17 protein-coding genes and 1 pseudogene are annotated in these 18,221 nt (G+C 66.9%); 5 read left to right on the top strand and 13 right to left on the bottom strand.

The window, feature by feature from the left end; genetic code table 11:
* From ACWXWW_RS17390 to ACWXWW_RS17380, 3 genes are all read right to left on the bottom strand, one after another.
* The coding region (locus ACWXWW_RS17390) for a hypothetical protein (protein WP_455971209.1) at nt 1-311 on the bottom strand (311 nt) is incomplete at its 3' end.
* Nucleotides 312-505: 194 nt separating this feature from the next.
* A complete protein-coding gene (locus tag ACWXWW_RS17385; RefSeq protein WP_455971207.1) occupies nt 506-1,150 on the bottom strand; it encodes a response regulator in 645 nt (214 codons plus the stop codon).
* Nucleotides 1,147-2,814 (bottom strand): ATP-binding protein, encoded by a 1,668-nt coding sequence (locus ACWXWW_RS17380; protein ID WP_455971205.1) that lies wholly within the window; start codon nt 2,812-2,814, stop codon nt 1,147-1,149. The genes ACWXWW_RS17385 and ACWXWW_RS17380 overlap by 4 nt, the downstream gene beginning before the upstream one ends.
* Before the next feature lie 174 nt (nt 2,815-2,988).
* Between ACWXWW_RS17380 and ACWXWW_RS17375 the strand changes: the two genes are divergently transcribed.
* The gene (locus ACWXWW_RS17375; protein ID WP_455971203.1) at nt 2,989-4,464 is read left to right on the top strand and encodes a CitMHS family transporter; all 1,476 of its coding nucleotides are present in this window, start codon (nt 2,989-2,991) and stop codon (nt 4,462-4,464) included.
* A gap of 64 nt (nt 4,465-4,528) precedes the next feature.
* On the opposite strand, the gene ACWXWW_RS17370 is transcribed toward ACWXWW_RS17375, so the two are convergent.
* Nucleotides 4,529-4,789, bottom strand: coding sequence for a hypothetical protein (locus ACWXWW_RS17370; RefSeq protein WP_455971201.1), 261 nt, complete (start codon nt 4,787-4,789; stop codon nt 4,529-4,531).
* A gap of 90 nt (nt 4,790-4,879) precedes the next feature.
* Complete coding sequence (locus tag ACWXWW_RS17365) at nt 4,880-5,368, bottom strand: NUDIX hydrolase (RefSeq protein ID WP_455971199.1); 489 nt, start codon at nt 5,366-5,368, stop codon at nt 4,880-4,882.
* 50 nt (nt 5,369-5,418) lie between these two features.
* On the opposite strand from ACWXWW_RS17365, the gene ACWXWW_RS17360 reads away from it, so the two are divergent.
* Together ACWXWW_RS17360 and ACWXWW_RS17355 are read left to right on the top strand one after the other, a co-directional pair.
* Nucleotides 5,419-5,838: a GNAT family N-acetyltransferase gene (locus ACWXWW_RS17360; RefSeq protein ID WP_271174763.1), complete on the top strand. Its 420-nt coding sequence runs from the start codon at nt 5,419-5,421 to the stop codon at nt 5,836-5,838.
* A gap of 348 nt (nt 5,839-6,186) precedes the next feature.
* Complete coding sequence (locus ACWXWW_RS17355; RefSeq protein ID WP_271174762.1) at nt 6,187-6,495, top strand: hypothetical protein; 309 nt, start codon at nt 6,187-6,189, stop codon at nt 6,493-6,495.
* A gap of 193 nt (nt 6,496-6,688) precedes the next feature.
* Here the strand turns inward: ACWXWW_RS17355 and ACWXWW_RS17350 are convergent, their stop codons facing one another.
* From ACWXWW_RS17350 to nrdH, 7 genes and pseudogenes are all read right to left on the bottom strand, one after another.
* Complete coding sequence (locus ACWXWW_RS17350; RefSeq protein ID WP_455971197.1) at nt 6,689-9,559, bottom strand: hypothetical protein; 2,871 nt, start codon at nt 9,557-9,559, stop codon at nt 6,689-6,691.
* Entirely contained in the window at nt 9,552-10,199 is a 648-nt protein-coding gene (locus tag ACWXWW_RS17345; RefSeq protein ID WP_282980532.1) for a hypothetical protein, read from the bottom strand. Before ACWXWW_RS17345 ends, ACWXWW_RS17350 begins: the two co-directional genes overlap by 8 nt.
* 136 nt (nt 10,200-10,335) lie before the next feature.
* A pseudogene (locus ACWXWW_RS17340) lies at nt 10,336-10,584 on the bottom strand (integrase core domain-containing protein); the annotation flags it as partial.
* 533 nt (nt 10,585-11,117) lie between these two features.
* Nucleotides 11,118-12,092, bottom strand: a complete 975-nt coding sequence (gene nrdF, locus ACWXWW_RS17335; RefSeq protein ID WP_271174759.1) for a class 1b ribonucleoside-diphosphate reductase subunit beta — start codon at nt 12,090-12,092, stop codon at nt 11,118-11,120.
* A gap of 25 nt (nt 12,093-12,117) precedes the next feature.
* Nucleotides 12,118-14,277, bottom strand: a complete 2,160-nt coding sequence (gene nrdE / locus ACWXWW_RS17330) for a class 1b ribonucleoside-diphosphate reductase subunit alpha (RefSeq protein ID WP_271174758.1) — start codon at nt 14,275-14,277, stop codon at nt 12,118-12,120.
* Complete coding sequence (nrdI, locus tag ACWXWW_RS17325; protein ID WP_271174757.1) at nt 14,256-14,714, bottom strand: class Ib ribonucleoside-diphosphate reductase assembly flavoprotein NrdI; 459 nt, start codon at nt 14,712-14,714, stop codon at nt 14,256-14,258. Before nrdI ends, nrdE begins: the two co-directional genes overlap by 22 nt.
* A gap of 26 nt (nt 14,715-14,740) precedes the next feature.
* Nucleotides 14,741-14,974, bottom strand: coding sequence for a glutaredoxin-like protein NrdH (gene nrdH, locus ACWXWW_RS17320; RefSeq protein ID WP_271174756.1), 234 nt, complete (start codon nt 14,972-14,974; stop codon nt 14,741-14,743).
* A 352-nt stretch (nt 14,975-15,326) separates the two neighbouring features.
* Here nrdH and ACWXWW_RS17315 point away from each other — a divergent pair, with 352 nt between their 5' ends.
* Complete coding sequence (locus tag ACWXWW_RS17315) at nt 15,327-16,532, top strand: MFS transporter (RefSeq protein WP_455971196.1); 1,206 nt, start codon at nt 15,327-15,329, stop codon at nt 16,530-16,532.
* Between the two features lie 6 nt (nt 16,533-16,538).
* On the opposite strand, the gene ACWXWW_RS17310 is transcribed toward ACWXWW_RS17315, so the two are convergent.
* Nucleotides 16,539-16,811: a metal-sensitive transcriptional regulator gene (locus ACWXWW_RS17310; RefSeq protein WP_271174754.1), complete on the bottom strand. Its 273-nt coding sequence runs from the start codon at nt 16,809-16,811 to the stop codon at nt 16,539-16,541.
* Between the two features lie 76 nt (nt 16,812-16,887).
* Here ACWXWW_RS17310 and ACWXWW_RS17305 point away from each other — a divergent pair, with 76 nt between their 5' ends.
* Nucleotides 16,888-18,159, top strand: a complete 1,272-nt coding sequence (locus tag ACWXWW_RS17305; protein ID WP_455971194.1) for a DUF445 domain-containing protein — start codon at nt 16,888-16,890, stop codon at nt 18,157-18,159.
* Nucleotides 18,160-18,221: the final 62 nt, after the last annotated feature.

Here is an 18,221-nt window from a genome sequence, read left to right as displayed (position 1 = left end):
CGCACCCGCCCGCGCAGCTCCCGGTTCGACGCCCCGGTGAGCCGTTCGAGCAGCTCGAGCCCGGTGCGGCACCCGTAGCGGCCCGCGAGCGGGTCGTCGTCACCGCGGCGGGAGCGGGCATCGATCTCTCCCGCGACCCGGGTGCGCAGCGCGTCGAGCGTGCGCCCGAGGTGCTCGACCTCCCCCGCGAGCGCGATCAGGTCCGCGTCCGTCACCCCGCGCACGCTCTCGGCCAGCCCTTCCAGTCGCGTCAGCGCGTCCCGGACCGCCGCGCCCGGGAAGAGAGGTTCGAATCCTGGCTCCTTCGCCATACAGCCAGCATAGAACATCGATACGAAGAGCGCAACACCTTTCTTCCCCTGATCGGGGTGTTTCTGCGACGACCGCTTAGCACACACCACCGACATCCACCCCGCACACCAAACGACAGGCGCACCAGACGACAGGCACACCAACACCAGACGACAGGCACACCAGACGACAGGCACACCACACGACGGAGGGCTCAGCTCACGCGATACCGGTGCTCCGGGCGTCCAGCCGATCCGTACTGCAGCGCCACCTCCACGGCGCCGCGGGCCGCGAGCTCTGCGAGATGCCGCTGCGCGGTCGCGCGCGAGACCCCCACGCGCTCGGCGAGCTCGACGCTCGAGGCCTCCCCCTCGGCGAGCGCGTCGAGGATGAGCTGCTGCGTGCCGGCGCGGGCGGGCGTCGTCGCCGCTCCCCCGTGCAGCACGGCCATCGCGCGGTCTATCGTCTCCTGCGTCGCGCTTTCGGAGGCGAGGAGGTTGCGGAACCGGGCGTATCGATCGAGCCGGTCCTGCAGCGCCCGCGGATCGAAGGGCTTCACGAGGTAGTGCAGCGCACCGGAGCCGAGCGCGCGGCGGATGGTGGGCACGTCGTCGGCCGCGCTCAGCACGAAGCGATCGATGCCGGACTCCCGCCCGATCTCGATGCCATCGCCATCCGGCAGGTAGACGTCGAGGAGCAGCAGATCCGGACGGAGGTCGCGGATGGCCGTGCGCGCCGATGACGCGTCGCGCACGGGCGGGAGCGCCTCGAAGCCGGCGCGCGCCGCCACGATGTCGCGATGGATGCCGCTCACGCGGAAGTCGTCGTCGACGATGAGCACTCGGATGTCGCCGGTCACGTCGCGTCCCCCTCTGCCGTCATCCCATCCTCCCCGTCGTCAGCCGTTCGCGAGCGCATGACGCCGGGCAGACGCGCCGCGAACACAGCGCCATGCCCGACGCCGCGCGCCTCGGCCAGCCACAGCTCGCCGCCGCGCCGTCGAGTGAAGCGCCGCGCGAGGGGCAGCCCGATCCCGCGGCCGTGCACGCGCGACGATACGTCGTCCTCGGCCGCCCGCGCGCGCTCGAACACGCTCTCGGGATCGTCGACGCCCGGCCCGGAGTCGACGACCGTCACCGCGAGCTCGTCCCCCGCGTCGAGGACCGATACCTCGACCCACCGGGGCTCCGCTCCGGCCGCGGCGGCTGTGACGGCGTTGTCGACGAGGTTGCCCAGCACGGCGGCGACGTCCTCGGGCTCGGCGACCGCCCCGACGAGGAAGGTGTCGGCCCCGATCCGCAGCTCGACGCCCCGCTCCCCCGCTTCGACCCGCTTGGCCGCGAGGAAGGATCGCAGGAACGGATCCGCGACATCGATCCCGGCCTCCTCCGGCAGAGCGCCGCGATCCGCGAACTCGCCGAGCAGGCCCTGCGCCTCGTCGATGCGCCCTGCCGCGAGCATGCCGCGAACCGCATGCACCCGGTTCGCGAACTCGTGGCGCTGCGCGCGCATGGCGTTCGTCGCGGCGCGCACGGCATCGAGGCGCTCCGCGAGCGCGACGACATCCGTCCTATCCCGCAGCACGGCGACGACGCCGAGCGAGCGCCCCTCGTGTCGGACCCGCCGCACCTCGACGTAGGCGACACGGTCGGCGAGCACGAGCTCGCCGGTCACGAAGGCCTGGCCGTCGAGCGCCCGTGTGAGCGCGGCCCGCAACCGCGGCGGCAGATCGAGCTCTTCGAGGCGGCGCCCGACCGCCTGCGCGTCCCCGACGATCTCGAGGGCGGCCTCGTTCGCCGCGCGCACGCGGCCATCGTCCGATACCGCGAGCACCCCGTCGTGCACGCCCTCGAGGATGGCGGCGCGGCTCTGCAGCAGACCGCCGAGCTCCTCCGGCTGCACGCCGCGCGTCAGCCGCTCGAGCCGTCGGCGGATGAGGGTCGACACGAGCGCCGCGACCGCGAGGGCGACCACCGCGATCGCGACGAAGAGCGCCACGAGCAGAGGAGCATCCGCGAAGACGCGAGCGGGGGCGAAGCCGACGCTCACCTCGCCCACGATCGCATCGCCATCCGGAGAGCGGACGGGCACCTTCGCGCGCACCGACTCGCCGAGAGTCCCGCGCTCCCACGCGACGACCTCGTCGCCCGCGATCACCCGCGTGAAATCGGTGCTCACCCGCTCGCCGAGCAGCGCGGGATCCGGGTGCGCGATCCGGAGGCCGAGGTCGTTCGCGATGACGACGAAGAGCGTCTCCGTGCGCTCGACGATCTCGGCCGCATAGTCCTGCAGCGCGCCTTCGGCGAGCGCTTCGCCATCCAGCGATTCCCGCCCCGCGTACGACGCGACATCCGCCCGCACCTGAGGGTCGCTCGCGACCGTCCGCGCGACCGCGAGCGCCGTCGACTCCGCCTCGTCGCGCAGCTGGCCGATCCCGAGCAGCGCGAACGCCGAGACGCACACCGCGATGACGACCGCGGCGGCGATGAGCTGCATCGCGAACACCCGCGTCGTGAACCGCATGGGTCGAGTATCCCCTCCGCGTCGCGTGAGCAGAATGCGCACAACCGACTCAACGCGCAGATCCCTGCGCAATGCGCGCATCCCCTCCTGAGCCGAGCCGATTCCGTATCGTCGCCGAGTACGCTCCACCGCCGCACGCGACGACGCGCTGCGACACGACGACAAGGACGTCACATGCTCGTCATCCTCGGTTTCACCATGATCCTCGCGTTCATGGTGCTCATCATGACCAAGCGGCTCACTCCCATGGTCGCGCTCATCCTCGTGCCCACGATCTTCGGGCTCTTCGCGGGCGCCGGACTCGGCCTCGGCGACATGGTCATCTCGGCCATCGGCGACATGGCGCCGACGGCCGCGCTGCTCATGTTCGCGATCATGTACTTCGGCATCATGATCGACGTCGGCCTGTTCGATCCGCTCATCCGCTTCATCACCCGCGCCCTCGGCGACGACCCCGCGAAGGTGGTGCTCGGCACGGCGCTCCTGGCCGGCGCCGTCTCGCTCGACGGCGACGGCTCCACGACCTTCATCATCACGACGTCGGCGATGCTCCCGCTCTACCTGCGTCTCGGGATGAGCCCGGTCGTCCTCACGTGCGTCGCGGGCCTCATGAACGGCACGCTCAACATCGTGCCGTGGGGCGGTCCGACCGTGCGCGCGGCGACCGCACTCGGCCTCCAGCCGACCGACGTCTTCGTCCCGATGATCCCCTCACTCGCCGTGGGTCTCGCCGTGGCGCTCGGCCTGTCCTGGCTGCTCGGGCTCTCGGAGCGCCGCCGCCTCGGCAAGCTCAGCCTCACCGGACTCGACGAGGCGCAGGCGGATGGCAGCAGCACGCGAGCAGGACGCTTCGGCATGCGCGTTCCGCGGCTGCGGTCGGGCGTCGGAACGCCCGGCGCGCGTGCCGTGCTCGGCACGACGAACGTCCTCACGGTGAAGGGATCGGGCCTCGCGGCGCCCGCCGTGATCGCTGAGGACGAGCGGGACACGGCGATGGCCGACACGATGCTCAGCCCCGACCGTCCCACCCTGCGCCCGAAGCTCATCTGGTTCAACCTCGCGCTCACGGTCGCGGTCATGGTCCTGCTCGTCATGGACGTCCTGCCCCTCGCGTTCGTCTTCATGATCGGCACGGGCATCGCGCTCATCCTGAACTTCCCGAAGCTCAAGGAGCAGAGCGCCGAGATCGTCGCGCACGCACCCAGCATCGTGGGCGTCGTCTCGATGGTGCTCGCGGCGGGCGTGCTCGTCGGAGTGCTGGATGGCACCGGCATGGTCACGGCCATGGCCGACTGGGTCGTCGACATCGTCCCGCCCGCGCTCGGCCCGTTCTTCGCCGTGATCACGGGTCTGCTGTCGATCCCCATGACGTTCTTCATGTCGAACGACGCGTTCTACTACGGCATCCTGCCGATCCTCGCCGAGAGCGCGGCGACGTACGGCATCTCCCCCGCTGAGATGGCCCGCGCATCCGTGATCGGGCAGCCGGTCCACCTGCAGAGCCCGCTCGTGCCGGCCATCCTGCTGCTCGTGTCGCTCGCCAACGTCAACCTCGGCGATCACCACAAGAAGGTGCTGTGGCGCGCGACGGTCGTCTCGCTCGTCATGCTCGCCGTCGGCATCCTCGTCGGCTCGGTTCCGCTGGGCTGAGGCCCTCCTCGACGCGAAGGCGCCGCCCGCAGGTCTCGCGGGCGGCGCCTTCGCGCAGGTGGGCTCAGAGCCGCCGCACCGACAGGAGCGACCATCCCTCGGGCACCTTCGCCTCGAGGCTCGCCATGTCGTCGGCCTCGATCTCCGCGATCTCGGTGCTGCGGTACACGCCCACCGCGCTGATCCGCGTCGAGCGCTTGGCCATGGCGACCGTCGCGTCCGTGAGCACGTGCCCCGCCGGGACCTGCGCCTCGAGTGCCTCGCGGACCTCCGCCTGCGTCTCCGCCTCGGCCTCGAGCTTGCCGCTGTCGATTCGTCTGATCACACCCACGAGCACGCCTTCCAGGGTACGAGGCGTCGCCGACACGCTTCGCTGCGAGGAGGGGATGTCGTCGAGCCGCCGCGCGTCACTGGATCACCGGGGTGCGGCTCCCGCCCGATGCGGGTCCTGCGCGGTCGCGCCGAGAGGTGGCAGAAGCCCGCTCGCGGCCGCGCACGCGCGGGCCACGATCAGGGAGGGGTCGACGATCTCGCCGCTCGCGATCGCCGCGTCGAGCTCGTGCAGCGCCATGCGGACGAGGCGCACCTCCTCGGACGGGTCGGACGCGTCCGCGGGTCCGACTGACGTCCAGGCTTCGCAGAAGAAGAGGTGGACGGACCACGCGGAGCGCCCGGGATTGACGGCGAACGTATGCAAGGGCTTCAACGCATGGGGCGTGAGACCGAGCTCCTCCTCGAGCTCGCGGCGCGCGGCAGCGCTCGGCGATTCGGTCGCGGCGCCGGCGCCACCCGGAAGGTCGTAGATCCACCGGTCGAGCGGATACCGGTACTGGCGCGTGAGGATGACGTCACCGCCGTCGACGACGAGCGTCGCGACCGCGAAGGGAATGCTCTCATCGACCATCGGGCCGATCGCCTCGGCTGTCCCCGGACGCACTCCCCTACCCTGAGGGGATGCGCTGGACCCTCCGCCCCGCCGTCGCGTCGGACGCCGCGTGGATCGCCGAACTGCGAGCCGACGTGCTCCGCGCCGACCTCGAGCGCCTCGGCCGCTACGACCCGGAGCGTGTGCGCACGCGCTTCCTCGCCGCCTTCGATCCCGCTCTCACAAAGGTGATCGTCGTCGACGGAGCCGACTCCGGAACCGTCACGATCCGGCCATCCGCCGACGGCACGTGGATCGAGCACTTCTACCTGTCGCCGCACCTGCAGGGGCGCGGAATCGGGACGGCGGTGCTCACGGCGGCGCTCGACGGCGCGGGGCCCTTCCGGCTCAACGTGCTGCAGGGCAGCCCCGCACGTCGGCTCTACGAGCGGATGGGATTCGCGCTCGACAGCGAGGACGAGGTCGACGTGTTCCTCGTCCGACGCTGAGAGGCAGACGCGAAGAGGGCGGCTCCCGAAGGAGCCGCCCTCTTGGCATGCACGGGATCTAGAAGCCCCAGTTCTCGTCGCAACCCGCGGAACTACGCAGAAAATCTAGGTCGGCGCGCTCTCCGTGCGGTCTGCATGCCACTCGCACCCGAATCGCTTCAACCGTCAGGTTTGAGCCACGCCAAGGCCAGCGTAACCGACCCCGCTGATGACGACCACGAGTGCCTCCCAGACGACGCGTACGCCACGCGCACCTCATAGGTAGATAGGGAGCGCATCATGAGAAATGGCACCACCGCAGGAGCTGGACCGGTCGCTGGCACCGACGCGACGGAAGGTATGCGCTGGATGAGCGTCGTGTTCTTGCAGGGCCAAGAGGCCGACGAAGTGCTCGACCTGATCGATAGGCACGGGCCGGAGACTGCCGCGCGTCACCTGGCCCAATGGGACTGCGGCGAGGAGACGCGAGACGCCGCACTGGTGAACGGCTACGTCTACGACGAGATTCCGCAAGCCGCTACGGATCGCGTCCTCCGCGACGACGCCTCGCCATACGCGCTCACCTACAACCATCACTTCGGCTACGTGTCGTTGCTCCGCCGCTTTGTGCCGGTGGCCGAGGAAGCCCCTCGATCTGTCCCACGTCCGGAGTGGTGACCACCCACCCACCCCAGGGCGACCCGGCGGATCACTGGCCATCGCCTTTGAGGGATTGCGACCGACGTCACATCGGATCCCTTTTCGCGCACTGCCCGCAAGCGGAGCGTCGACGTGCGCTCGGATCCCCAGCAGGCACTCCGCGATAGACGTACCCGAACGAGCTTCTGCTCGCGGCTGGCACAGGCCAGCCCTAATCATCTACGTCATCGACGCTCACTCTGCCGTCGAGGACAGCCTGAACTTGGCCTTCAAGGGAGTGGTTCCCTTGGGCGCCAAGTTCGTTCATGTATGCCTCGGCTTGGCTTTTCAGGTCCTCATCCGGCGACATCATGGCGTTCGCGATGACGACGGGAATCGCGTGCCGACTCAGGTCGAATGCTGATCCGCCGTCTTCGCGCCGCCGGCCCAGAAGGAGTTTCAGCACAGCGAGCGCAGCTGCCGGGTCGGTCGTTGATGCCTGCGCCAGTTCCTTTCCGATAATGTATCGCTCGGTCGCGATTGTGGGTTCGAGTTCGAGTGCTTCACGCAGGCGGGGAAGCCACCACTCTGACGAGAACGAGTTTCTCTTAGCGAGCCAATAGATGCCCTCGAGCTCCTTGCTGTCGCTGGGGTGCTCGCGAACGTGACGAATGCGGTCGTCCCAAAGAGTTGCGAATCTATCGCGAATCGGACCATCTACCGAGGACGCACGGAAGAAGGACCATGCGATCTTGCCTAGAGCGTCACCGCGAACCTCCGGGCTGGCTTTGGAGAAGAAGGCATCGAAGACCGGATCCTCTGCATCTATGTGCCCGAAGACGAACGCATCGATGACCCACTCGCCAATGCGTGGCAGTGGGTCGGACTCTTCCTTCCAGCCAGCAACGAGCGCGTCGCCGACGTCAATCGCCGCAAGCATCGCGGGCGTCAGAAGTTCGTACATGGCGCGGTTGTAGCGATGTGTTGCCATCGCTGTGGTTAGGACGATCTGCTGCTCGACCGAGATGCCTGCGCGAGTGCCGACCAGATCGTCGAGGTGGGTCTTGATCCAGTCAGGTGCTGCGTTCAGCAGTCTGCCGAGTCCCTCGCCGAGTGCAGCTCGGCCCGCACCGTGCTGGTCGACGCGTGACGCCTCGGCCTCGATCGCCGTAAGTGCGTCGTCCTGCCATGGCAAGTTCTCCGCGCTGGTCGCGGCGACGATGAGCGCTCGCACCCTGCTTGGCCACTGCCAATTGAGCGACATATTGAGCGGATCCCACCCGGAACCCTCGTGGCTGTAGGAGTCGTAGTTGGCCCAGGCGTCTTCGTCACCCGATCGATCGATCAGAAGCCTCGCGAACCGCTCCTCATATTCGTCCGGAACTACGATCGAACCTCGCTTCTTGAGCAGCTCCTCGAGCAAGCCAATAGCCGCGTCTTTCGCACCGCTGTAGTCCTTGTCGTCGTCGAAGTCGCCGCCTTCAACCGGAAAAGGAGAAGGTAGCGGGTGATCGAGCACGTGCTCTACTAGCTCGGCAACCTGCGCCCAATCGAGCTCGAGATCAGCTTTGGTCGCCGCTTCCCAACCCTGCAAGATCGCGCGCAGGTAGGTCGGGCGAAGCTGATTCCCAAGCTGACGAACGCCCCTCAGCGCCAGCGGGTTGGTCGTCAGAAGACCCGAAAGGGCTCTGCCTTGGCCTTCATGCGACGGTTCCGGTCCCCAGCCATCGCCCTTGTCGTGCCAGCTCGCGAGGTGAACAACCAGTTCCGCTGGCGCCATCGCGGCCATTGCGTCCTGGCTCGTGTGGGGGTTGGGGCCGCTCCAACTGGTGACTCGACCCATCGGTTCGAGCGGGTCGTCGATTGGGCCGTGTGCTTCGTCAAGTTTGGCAAGCTCTTCGCGCAAGTCTGCCGGCAAAGCGTCGTGCCCGATCGCCGAAAGCCAACTGTGCCGGTACCGCTGGGCTCTTCCTTGAACGCTCTCTTCCCACTCTGGATCAGTGAGACTCTCTGGGCGCGGAAGTCGCTCTCGCATCCAGGCAAGGTCGACCTCGAATGCTCTCGCGAGGAACGGAGTTACGACAGACGTCGCAGCCGGTTCTGCCCGAGCGGCGGCTCGTGCCAGTTGTGCATACTCGACGCGAAGGTATTCATCGTCTGATTCCGGCTCTTCAAGCAATTGCTTCGCCGCGTCAATAAGGGCCGCGACGTCGCCTCCCGCCTCGAGTTCCTGACGAATCGCCTCGGCCACAACGTAGATGGCGATCTTCCTCAACAGCTTCACGCCGCCGCGCAGCAGAACGTTCAGCGTTCCGGTCGGATCCGTGCGCAGCGACCGAACCGCAACGTCGCGGACGGCATCGATGAGCGCATCCTCTGGGCGATCCGTGTGGTCGCCACGCGAGTCAATCGACGACCGGTCCATCGCGCTGAAGTCGTAATCGCCCGAGGCATGACCGGAAGCCTTGACATAAGCCGTTAGCCAGCCGACGAGCGCTTTGAGCGCATTCTCGCCGAGCGCTGGAACCATCCGAGGAAGTTCCTCTTCATACCAGTACTCCTCGAGGAGAAGCTCAGGCTTCCGGATGGACTTGCTGTCGTCGCTTGGGCGAGGCTCGAACAAGGTGTTGGCGAGCCAGCGACCAAGACGAGGCTGACCGCCTTCGAGCAAATTGATCGAAAGCGACACGAGGGACCGCGGATCAGTCCTCCAACCGAATCCCGTCGGCGCCCAAGCCTTGATGAGTGGTTCCAGTCGAACGCTTGAGTCGGTCGGGATCTGAGATCCGATCTCAAACACGGCGCGGCGAACCCAACCGTTGTTACTCTCCTGCAGCCGCAGCAACACATCCACGACGTCGTCGGGCGCTTGTGGCGCGATCCGAGTTAGGAAGGAAACTTCTGGCCAGTACGTGTCACGGAGGTACCCGTCGCCGGTTGACTCCGGCTCCGGCGGGTTCGTGAACGCCCCCGCATCGAGAAGGGGACGAACCCAGAGCGGATTTTCGAGTCGCTCGTAGAAGGCCCGTCGAAGTTGAAACGTCGGGATCTTGAGCAAGGCCGCGCGCACCTGCTCTGGAGTTGGAGCACGGAAGCTAGGCATCGATCCCCTCCTCCGTGGCGTTGATTTCGCTAATCAGATCCTCGATCGCGTGCAAAGAAGCGAAGAAGGCCGTAATGACTCCGTCAAGCAACTCCTCGAAGACACCGACGTGTCCCCACATCTCGTCGTCACTTGGCAAGTCTGACTCCGCTACATCGCGCTCGTGGAGATGTGCCCACTTCACGAAATAATCCCGCGACTGAATCCACTGCGTCACGGCAACGTGACTTGCGTTGTCATCGTCGGTGATCAGTGCAGCAACATCGTCCCTGATCCGGCGCTTCTCGTGGATCGCCGCCTTGAACAGCATGTCCATCGCAGCGGCGACTTCTTGGGGCACTGGGACAGAGTCGCCGTCGCGGTCGAGCTCGAGTTCCGGAAACCTTGCGAGAAGGTCTGGGAGTGCCTTTACTTGGTCGCCGGAGGAAGGCTTGAACCGAGGGGCGGTTGGCCGGCCCAGCGCGCCAAGTACACGATTCATGACCTCCCGCATGCAATGTCCAATGAAAGCAACACGCGTGCGCGGATCGAATACTTCGAGCTCGCCGCTGAGCAACCTCAACGCGGTTCGATAAAAGTTGGCTAGCTCCGCACGCTTGTCCTGCAGCGCGGCGAGGATCCGTCGCTGCCTGTCATCCATGATCGTGTCAGGCTCGGCCACTGAGTCCTACCTGTCTGTCATTCCATTTCGCGAAAAGCAAGATCTGTGCGAGCACGAGCGCGACCGCCTTCTCTTCGGGCCTTGACCCTCGATCGTGGACACGGTGTCGGTTCGGTTATGCCGCTTCCGCGAGGGTAGCTGACCTCGCGGCGTCGTGGGCGTTCTCGTAGCTGTTCGGTGTGATCTGGCCGATCGCTGAGTGGCGCCTTCGGGTGTTGTAGCGGTGCGCCCATCGGAACACCGCCCGGTAGGCGGTGGCCTGGTCCGGGAACGCCGCAGTGCCTTCGAGGAGCTCCCGCTTGAGCGCGGCGTTGACGCTCTCGGCCAGTGAGTTGTCGGCGCTCGTGGCCACCGCGCCCATGGATCAGCCTCTGCCCGGCGTCGCGCGGCGAGCGTGGCCGGCGCCTCCCACTCGTGACGTGCGATCCGGGTCTGCACGCTGGCGAGCCACGCGCGCGCATCCGTCTTCGTGAGGAACGTGAGTGGCTTGTCGTCCTCGGTTCGCGCGGTGTAGGTCTCGCCGTCTGGAGCAGGGTAGCGCGCTTGCCATCGGCCCGAGGGAAGCTTGCGAAGGCTGCCCCAGGCCTCCCGTCGAACCGGCGACGTCCCGTTGGTTCGCTGGGTGCTCATCATGCCCTCCCGTGGTCACGAGCGGACTCTCGTGGACACGCGTGCCACTCCGTGCCACTGCGGACGCTGGGACGCGCGGAACACCTACTGATCGGGCCTTTTCTGCGAATGCCGGCGCACTCAGTGGCACGAAGTGGCACGACCCCGCTGGCGCATCGAAGCCGAATTCCGGATGCTGAGAGAGGCACAAGAGAGGCCCAGATCCGCAGATTCCTGCGGTTCCGGGCCTCTCACCAGCCGTTTCGGGCCGGAGTCAGAATCGGGAGGTCAGAAGTCCCAGTCGTCGTCCTCCGTCGCGACGGCCTTGCCGATCACGTACGACGAGCCCGACCCCGAGAAGAAGTCGTGGTTTTCGTCGGCGTTCGGCGAGAGGGCCGACAGGATCGCGGGGTTCACGTCGGTCACGGTCGACGGGAACATCGCCTCGTAGCCGAGGTTCATGAGCGCCTTGTTCGCGTTGTAGTGCAGGAACTTCTTGACGTCCTCCGTGAGGCCCACGGAGTCGTAGAGGTCCTGCGTGTACTGCACCTCGTTGTCGTAGAGCTCGTAGAGCAGCGAGAACGTGTAGTCCTTGATCTCGGCCTGCTTGGCCTCGTCGACCTTCTCGAGCCCCTTCTGGAACTTGTAGCCGATGTAGTAGCCGTGCACGGCCTCGTCGCGGATGATGAGGCGGATGAGGTCGGCCGTGTTGGTGAGCTTCGCGCGGCTGGACCAGTGCATCGGGAGGTAGAAGCCCGAGTAGAAGAGGAAGCTCTCGAGCAGGGTCGAGGCGACCTTGCGCTTGAGCGGCTCATCGCCCCGGTAGTACTCCATGATGATCTGGGCCTTCTTCTGGAGGTTGGGGTTCTCCACCGACCACCGGAAGGCCTCGTCGATCTCCTGCGTCGAGCACAGCGTCGAGAAGATCGACGAGTAGCTCTTCGCGTGCACCGACTCCATGAACGCGATGTTCGTGTAGACGGCCTCCTCGTGCGGCGTCACCGCGTCGGGGATGAGCGAGACGGCGCCGACCGTCGCCTGCACCGTGTCGAGCAGCGTCAGACCCGTGAACACGCGCATGGTCAGCAGCTGCTCGTGCTCGGTGAGCGTGTTCCACGACTGGATGTCGTTGGAGAGCGGCACCTTCTCCGGCAGCCAGAAGTTGCCCGTGAGGCGGTTCCACACCTCCACGTCCTTCTCGTCCTCGATGCGATTCCAGTTGATCGCCTGGACGTGGTCCAGAAGCTGCAGCTTCTCGGTCATCCTCTTCGTTCCTCTTTCTTCGCCGTCAGAGCGTGCAGCTGACGCACATGTCGAGCTCGGTGCCCTCGAGGGCCATCTGACGGAGTCGGATGTAGTAGATCGTCTTGATGCCCTTGCGCCATGCGTAGATCTGCGCCTTGTTGATGTCGCGCGTGGTCGCCGTGTCCTTGAAGAACAGCGTGAGCGACAGGCCCTGGTCGACGTGCTGCGTCGCGGCGGCGTACGTGTCGATGACCTTCTCGTAGCCGATCTCGTACGCGTCCTGGTAGTACTCCAGGTTGTCGTTCGTCATGAACGGCGCCGGGTAGTAGACGCGGCCGAGCTTGCCTTCCTTGCGGATCTCGATCTTCGACGCGATCGGATGGATCGACGACGTCGAGTTGTTGATGTACGAGATCGAGCCGGTCGGCGGCACCGCCTGCAGGTTCTGGTTGTAGATGCCGTGCTTCTGGATGGACTCCTTGAGCTCGACCCAGTCCTGCTGCGTCGGGATGTGGTGGTTCGCGAAGAGCTCCTTCACCTTCTCCGTCTGCGGCACCCACTCCTGCTCGATGTACTTGTCGAAGAACTCGCCCGTGGCGTACTTCGACTCCTCGAAGCCGTCGAACGCCTGGCCGCGCTCGATGGCGAGCTTGTTCGACGCCCGGAGAGCGTGGAACAGCACCGTGTAGAAGTAGATGTTCGTGAAGTCGATGCCCTCTTCCGAGCCGTAGAACACGCGCTCGCGAGCGAGGTAGCCGTGCAGGTTCATCTGCCCGAGGCCGATCGCGTGCGAGCGGTCGTTGCCGTCCTCGATCGATCGCACCGAGCGGATGTGGCTCTGGTCGCTGACCGCGGTGAGCGCGCGGATCGAGGTCTCGACCGTCTGGCCGAAGTCGGGCGAGTCCATCGCGAGCGCGATGTTGAGCGACCCGAGGTTGCAGGAGATGTCCTTGCCGATCTGGTCGTACGAGAGGTCCTCGTTGAGCGTCGTCGGCGTGTTCACCTGCAGGATCTCGCTGCAGAGGTTCGACATGTTGATCCGGCCCTTGATCGGGTTCGCCCGGTTCACCGTGTCCTCGAACATGATGTACGGGTAGCCCGACTCGAACTGGATCTCGGCGAGCGTCTGGAAGAACTTGCGCGCGTTGATCTTCGTCTTCTTGATGCGCGGGTCGTCGACCATCTCGCGGTACTTCTCGGTCACCGCGATGTCGCCGAACGGCACGCCGTAGACGCGCTCGACGTCGTAGGGCGAGAACAGGTACATGTCCTCGTCGTTGCGCGCGAGCTCGAACGTGATGTCGGGCACGACGACACCCAGCGACAGCGTCTTGATGCGGATCTTCTCGTCCGCGTTCTCGCGCTTGGTGTCGAGGAACTTCATGATGTCGGGGTGGTGAGCCGACAGGTACACCGCGCCGGCGCCCTGACGCGCGCCGAGCTGGTTGGCGTAGCTGAACGAGTCCTCGAGCAGCTTCATGACCGGGATGATGCCGCTCGACTGGTTCTCGATCTGCTTGATCGGCGCACCGGCCTCGCGGATGTTCGAGAGGAGGAGCGCGACGCCGCCACCGCGCTTCGAGAGCTGCAGGGCCGAGTTGATGCCGCGCGCGATCGACTCCATGTTGTCCTCGATGCGCAGGAGGAAGCAGCTGACGAGCTCGCCGCGCTGCGCCTTGCCGGCGTTGAGGAACGTCGGCGTCGCAGGCTGGAAGCGACCCGAGATGATCTCGTCCACGAGCTTCCACGCGAGGTCCTGGTCGCCGTCCGCGAGGGCGAGGGCGGTCATGACGACGCGGTCCTCGAAGCGCTCGAGGTAGCGCTTGCCGTCGAACGTCTTGAGCGTGTAGCTCGTGTAGTACTTGAAGGCGCCGAGGAACGTCTCGAAGCGGAACTTCTTGCCGTACGCGAAGGCGTTGAGCTTCTCGATGAACTCGAACGGGTACTTCTCGATGACCGAGCCCTCGTAGTACTCCTTCTCCACGAGGTAGTCCAGGCGCTCCTTGAGCGAGTGGAAGAACACCGTGTTCTGGTTCACGTGCTGCAGGAAGTACTCCCGCGCCGCCCGCTTGTCGGCGTCGAACTGGATCTTCCCGTCCGCGTCGTACAGGTTGAGCATGGCGTTGAGGGCGTGGTAGTCCATGCCGTCGAACTTCACGTTGTGCTTGAAGTCCGCTTCTGTCAGTGCTGTCGCTTCCACCATCGTTCCAATCCGTCGCTCACGCGGTCGACGTCCTCGGGCGTGCCGAACAGTTCGAGCCGGTACAAGTGCGGCACGTGGCACTTGCGGCTGATGATGTCGCCGGCGAGGCAGAACGCATCGCCGAAGTTGGTGTTGCCCGCGGCGATCACACCGCGGATGTGTCGTCTGTTCCGCTCGTCGTTGAGGAAACGGATGACCTGCTTGGGGACGGCGCCCTTCTCCTCGCCGCGTCCTTGGCCCCCGCCGTAGGTGGGGGTCACGAGCACGAAGGGCTCGTCGACGAGGAGGGGCGCCTCCCACGAGTGCAGCGGGATGCGGACGGATCGGATGCCCTCCGAGTGCCGCTCGAGCTTCTCGATGAATCGCGCCGTGTTGCCCGACACGCTCGAGAAGTACACGAGCAGGGGCGCCGTCGTGGCCGAGAGCGTCGCGGTCATGGGGACATCACTCCCGCGCTCCCGGTTCAGACCAGACGGGCGGCGAGCTCGTCGATCTTGTCGGGACGGAAGCCCGACCAGTGGTCCTCGTCGGTCACGACGACCGGCGCCTGCATGTAGCCGAGGGCCTTGACCTGCTCGAGCGCGTCAGCGTCCTGCGAGAGGTCGGTGACCTGGTACTCGATGCCCTTCGCGTCGAGTGCGCGGTAGGTCGCGTTGCACTGCACGCACGAAGGCTTGGTGTAGACCGTGATCGCCATGTCTTTCCCCTCAGATCCGTGTTCGGCCGGCATACCCCTGCCGGGCTCTCAATACTACATATGGGTGCCGACGTTCGGGGGCACCACAAGGGCTAGTAGTTACATCCGTGTGATTTTCCACCGTTCACCACAGCTCCATCCACCGACGCCTCCACAGGGATACAACGCCCGAGCACCCTCGAAAATGCCCGGATCACGCGGTTCTCGCGCCTCTCGGCGGAGGTTCTCCACAGGCGCGAAGCTACGCCCGGCCACCGACATCCGACGTCCTGTGGAGAAGCTGCTTCGGCGTGTCTCGGCGTGTCGGCCGCGGCGCGCCTCGCCCCCATCCCGACGGGATAGCGTGAGAGGCGTGTCTGGCTATCGTGATCTGCTGCGCACGCCCGGCGTCGGCCGCATCATCGCGGCTCAGCTGGCCGCGCGCTTCCCGGGAGGGATGGTCGCACTCGCCGTTCTCCTCCACGTCGAGCACACCCACCACTCCTACGGCGCGGCCGGCACCGTGCTCGCCGCCGTGTCGATCGGCCAGGCCGTCGCCGGACCCGTGACGAGCCGCTGGATGGGCCGCTGGGGCATGCGGCGCGTCCTCGCCCTCACGACGCTCGTCACGTCCGCCGCCATCGCGGCGCTCGCGCTCGTGCCCGCGCCGCTGCCCGTGACCATCCTCTTCGGCCTCATCGCCGGTCTCGCGTCGCCTCCCGTGCAGTCGGCCGTCCGCACCATCTACCCGAAGATGGTCAACGCGTCGCAGCTGACCGCCCTGTACTCGCTCGACGCGTCGCTGCAGGAGATCATCTGGATCGCAGGCCCCGTGCTCATCACCTTCGTGTCGACGCAGATCTCGACCGTCGTGGGCCTGGTCATGATCGTGGGCTTCACGATCGCGGGAGGCACGTGGTTCATCCTCTCCCCCGAGCTCGGACGCGTGCGCATCCCCCGCAGCCGGCGCTCGTTCGGACGCGTGCTCCGCGGGCCGACCGTCGTGCTGACCACCGTGCTCGGCTTCCTCCTCATCGGCGCGTGCGCCGCGGCGGAGGCGGGCGTCGTCGCGTCGTTCGGGGAGGGCGCGGTCGAGTCGGGCTTCATCCTCGCGGTCTTCGCCGTCGGGAGCTTCGTGGGCGGCCTGGCCTTCGGCAACCTCCCCATGTCGCCGTGGTCCATGGCCCGCCGCTACGCGATCATCGCGGTCGGCGTGGGGCTCACGCTCGTCTCCCTGGACGCGTGGTGGCTGGGCGGATCGCTCGTCATCGCGGGGCTCGGCATCGCCCCCGTGCTCGCGATGTCGTTCGCCATCACCTCGGCGAGTGTGAAGTTCAGCGAGACGGCCGAGGCCTACGGATGGATCAACACCGGCCAGCTCATCGGCGCCGCGCTCGGCTCGGCGATCGCCGGCTTCATGATCGACGGCATCGGGCCGCGCGGCGCCATGATGACCGCCCTCGGCTTCATCGTGCTCGGGCTGGTCGTCGCGATCGTGTGCGTGCGCGGCTTCCCGGATCTGCGCGGCCGGGACGCGTCTCCGATCCCCGACACCGAGCCGGTCCAGACCCTCCCGTAGAGCGGGTCACTTCCCGTCGAAGTCGAAGGCGCGCAGGAGCTCGGCGACGGCCTGCTCGCGGTGGTCGCCTCCGCTCTCGAACATGTGCGTGACATGCGTGCGCAGGTGGTTCTCGAGGAGAAGCCTGTTGAGCGATTCGAGCGACCGCTGGATGGCCCGGGACTGCGTGATGATGTCCATGCAGTAGTCCTCGTCCTCGATCATGCGACCGAGACCGCGCAGCTGCCCCTCGAGGATGCGCGTGCGGTGCAGGGCACGCTTCTGGATGTCGTCGATCACCGCGCCAGCGTACCGCGCGCAGCAGGGTGCGGGCTCATCTCGTCCGGCCTCCGGACCCGCGTGCGAGGATCGAGCCATGCCGCGCACACCGACTGAGCTGCTGTCCCCCGCCGACCGCGAGCGCCTCGCCTCGCTGCGTCGGATGAAGGCCGTCGCCCTCGGCGCTCTCCTCCTCATGGCCGCCCTCTTCGTGCTGGGCTTCGCGCTGCAGGAGTCCGTCCCGGCGCTCGCCTACCTGCGCGCGGCGGCAGAGGGCGGGATGGTCGGCGCACTCGCCGACTGGTTCGCGGTCACCGCGCTGTTCCGGCGTCCCCTCGGCCTTCCCATCCCCCACACGGCGATCATCCCATCGCGGAAGGACGAGATCGGGCGCTCGCTCGGGGAGTTCGTCGAGACGAACTTCCTCTCCTCACCCGTCGTCCGCGGCAAGCTGCAGTCGGCGCGCATCTCGGAGCGCCTCGGCGCATGGCTCGCGCAGCCCGCGCATGCCGAGCGGGTGTCCTCCGAGGGCGCGGCGATGGCGCAGGGCGTGCTGCGGGCGCTGAGCGACGACGACGTGCAGGACCTCGTGGCGGCACTCGCCCGTGAGCACCTCATCGAGCCGGAGTGGGGCACGCCCACCGGCGTGTGGCTCGAGCGCATCGTGGAGACGGGAGCGCACCACGCCGCCGTGGATCTCGCCGCGGACAGCCTCTCGAGCTGGCTCGCCGACAACCGCGACGCCTTCGCGGGCCTCGTGTCGCGGCGGCTTCCGTCCTGGGTGCCCTCGCTCGCTCACCGCGTCGTCGACGGCGCGCTCTACAACGAGACCGTGGCCTTCGTCGATGTCGTGCGAGCGGATGGCGCCCATCCCGCCAGGAAGGCGATCGACCGCTATCTCGCGCGTCTCGCCGACAGCCTCCAGCACGACGCGGAGACGCGCGCGAAGCTCGAGGGCGCGAAGGTCGCCGTGTTCGACAGCCCGCGCGTCCGAGAGCTCGCCGGAAGCGCATGGGAGACCGCGAAGAACGGCCTCATCGTCTCGCTCGGCGACGAGCGCAGCGCGCTGCGCACGCGGATGCGCGAGGCGCTCATCGAGATCGGCGGGCGCCTGGGCTCCGATCGCGCCATCCAGCGTCGCGTCGACGGATGGGTGGTGGACGCGGCGGGATTCCTCGTCGAGCGCTACCGCCACGACATCGCGTCGATCATCACCGACACGGTCGAGAAGTGGGACGCCGAGGAGACGACCGAGAAGATCGAGCTGCTCGTGGGCCGCGACCTGCAGTACATCCGCCTCAACGGAACCGTCGTGGGCGCGCTCGCGGGCCTCGTGATCTTCTCCGTGGCCCACGCGGTGTTCGGGTGATGCCCGTGTAACGCACGAAAGGCCACCCGACGTTGGGTGGCCTTTCGTTCAGGTTAAGTCCG

The sequence above is a fragment of the Microbacterium sp. KNMS genome (assembly GCF_053851835.1).
The sequence above is the reverse complement of the archived record's forward strand: the minus strand, read 5'-3'. Positions and strand labels throughout refer to the sequence as shown.

Bases quoted from the DNA above. Each gene is read 5' to 3' on its own strand.
- ACWXWW_RS17380 (WP_455971205.1), bottom strand. From the start codon at position 2,814: ATGCGGTTCACGACGCGGGTGTTCGCGATGCAGCTCATCGCCGCCGCG.
- ACWXWW_RS17375 (WP_455971203.1), top strand. From the start codon at position 2,989: ATGCTCGTCATCCTCGGTTTCACCATGATCCTCGCGTTCATGGTGCTC.
- ACWXWW_RS17365 (WP_455971199.1), bottom strand. From the start codon at position 5,368: ATGGTCGATGAGAGCATTCCCTTCGCGGTCGCGACGCTCGTCGTCGAC.
- ACWXWW_RS17360 (WP_271174763.1), top strand. From the start codon at position 5,419: ATGCGCTGGACCCTCCGCCCCGCCGTCGCGTCGGACGCCGCGTGGATC.
- ACWXWW_RS17355 (WP_271174762.1), top strand. From the start codon at position 6,187: ATGAGCGTCGTGTTCTTGCAGGGCCAAGAGGCCGACGAAGTGCTCGAC.
- ACWXWW_RS17350 (WP_455971197.1), bottom strand. From the start codon at position 9,559: ATGCCTAGCTTCCGTGCTCCAACTCCAGAGCAGGTGCGCGCGGCCTTG.
- ACWXWW_RS17345 (WP_282980532.1), bottom strand. From the start codon at position 10,199: ATGGATGACAGGCAGCGACGGATCCTCGCCGCGCTGCAGGACAAGCGT.
- nrdF (WP_271174759.1), bottom strand. From the start codon at position 12,092: ATGACCGAGAAGCTGCAGCTTCTGGACCACGTCCAGGCGATCAACTGG.
- nrdE (WP_271174758.1), bottom strand. From the start codon at position 14,277: ATGGTGGAAGCGACAGCACTGACAGAAGCGGACTTCAAGCACAACGTG.
- nrdI (WP_271174757.1), bottom strand. From the start codon at position 14,714: ATGACCGCGACGCTCTCGGCCACGACGGCGCCCCTGCTCGTGTACTTC.
- nrdH (WP_271174756.1), bottom strand. From the start codon at position 14,974: ATGGCGATCACGGTCTACACCAAGCCTTCGTGCGTGCAGTGCAACGCG.
- ACWXWW_RS17305 (WP_455971194.1), top strand. From the start codon at position 16,888: ATGCCGCGCACACCGACTGAGCTGCTGTCCCCCGCCGACCGCGAGCGC.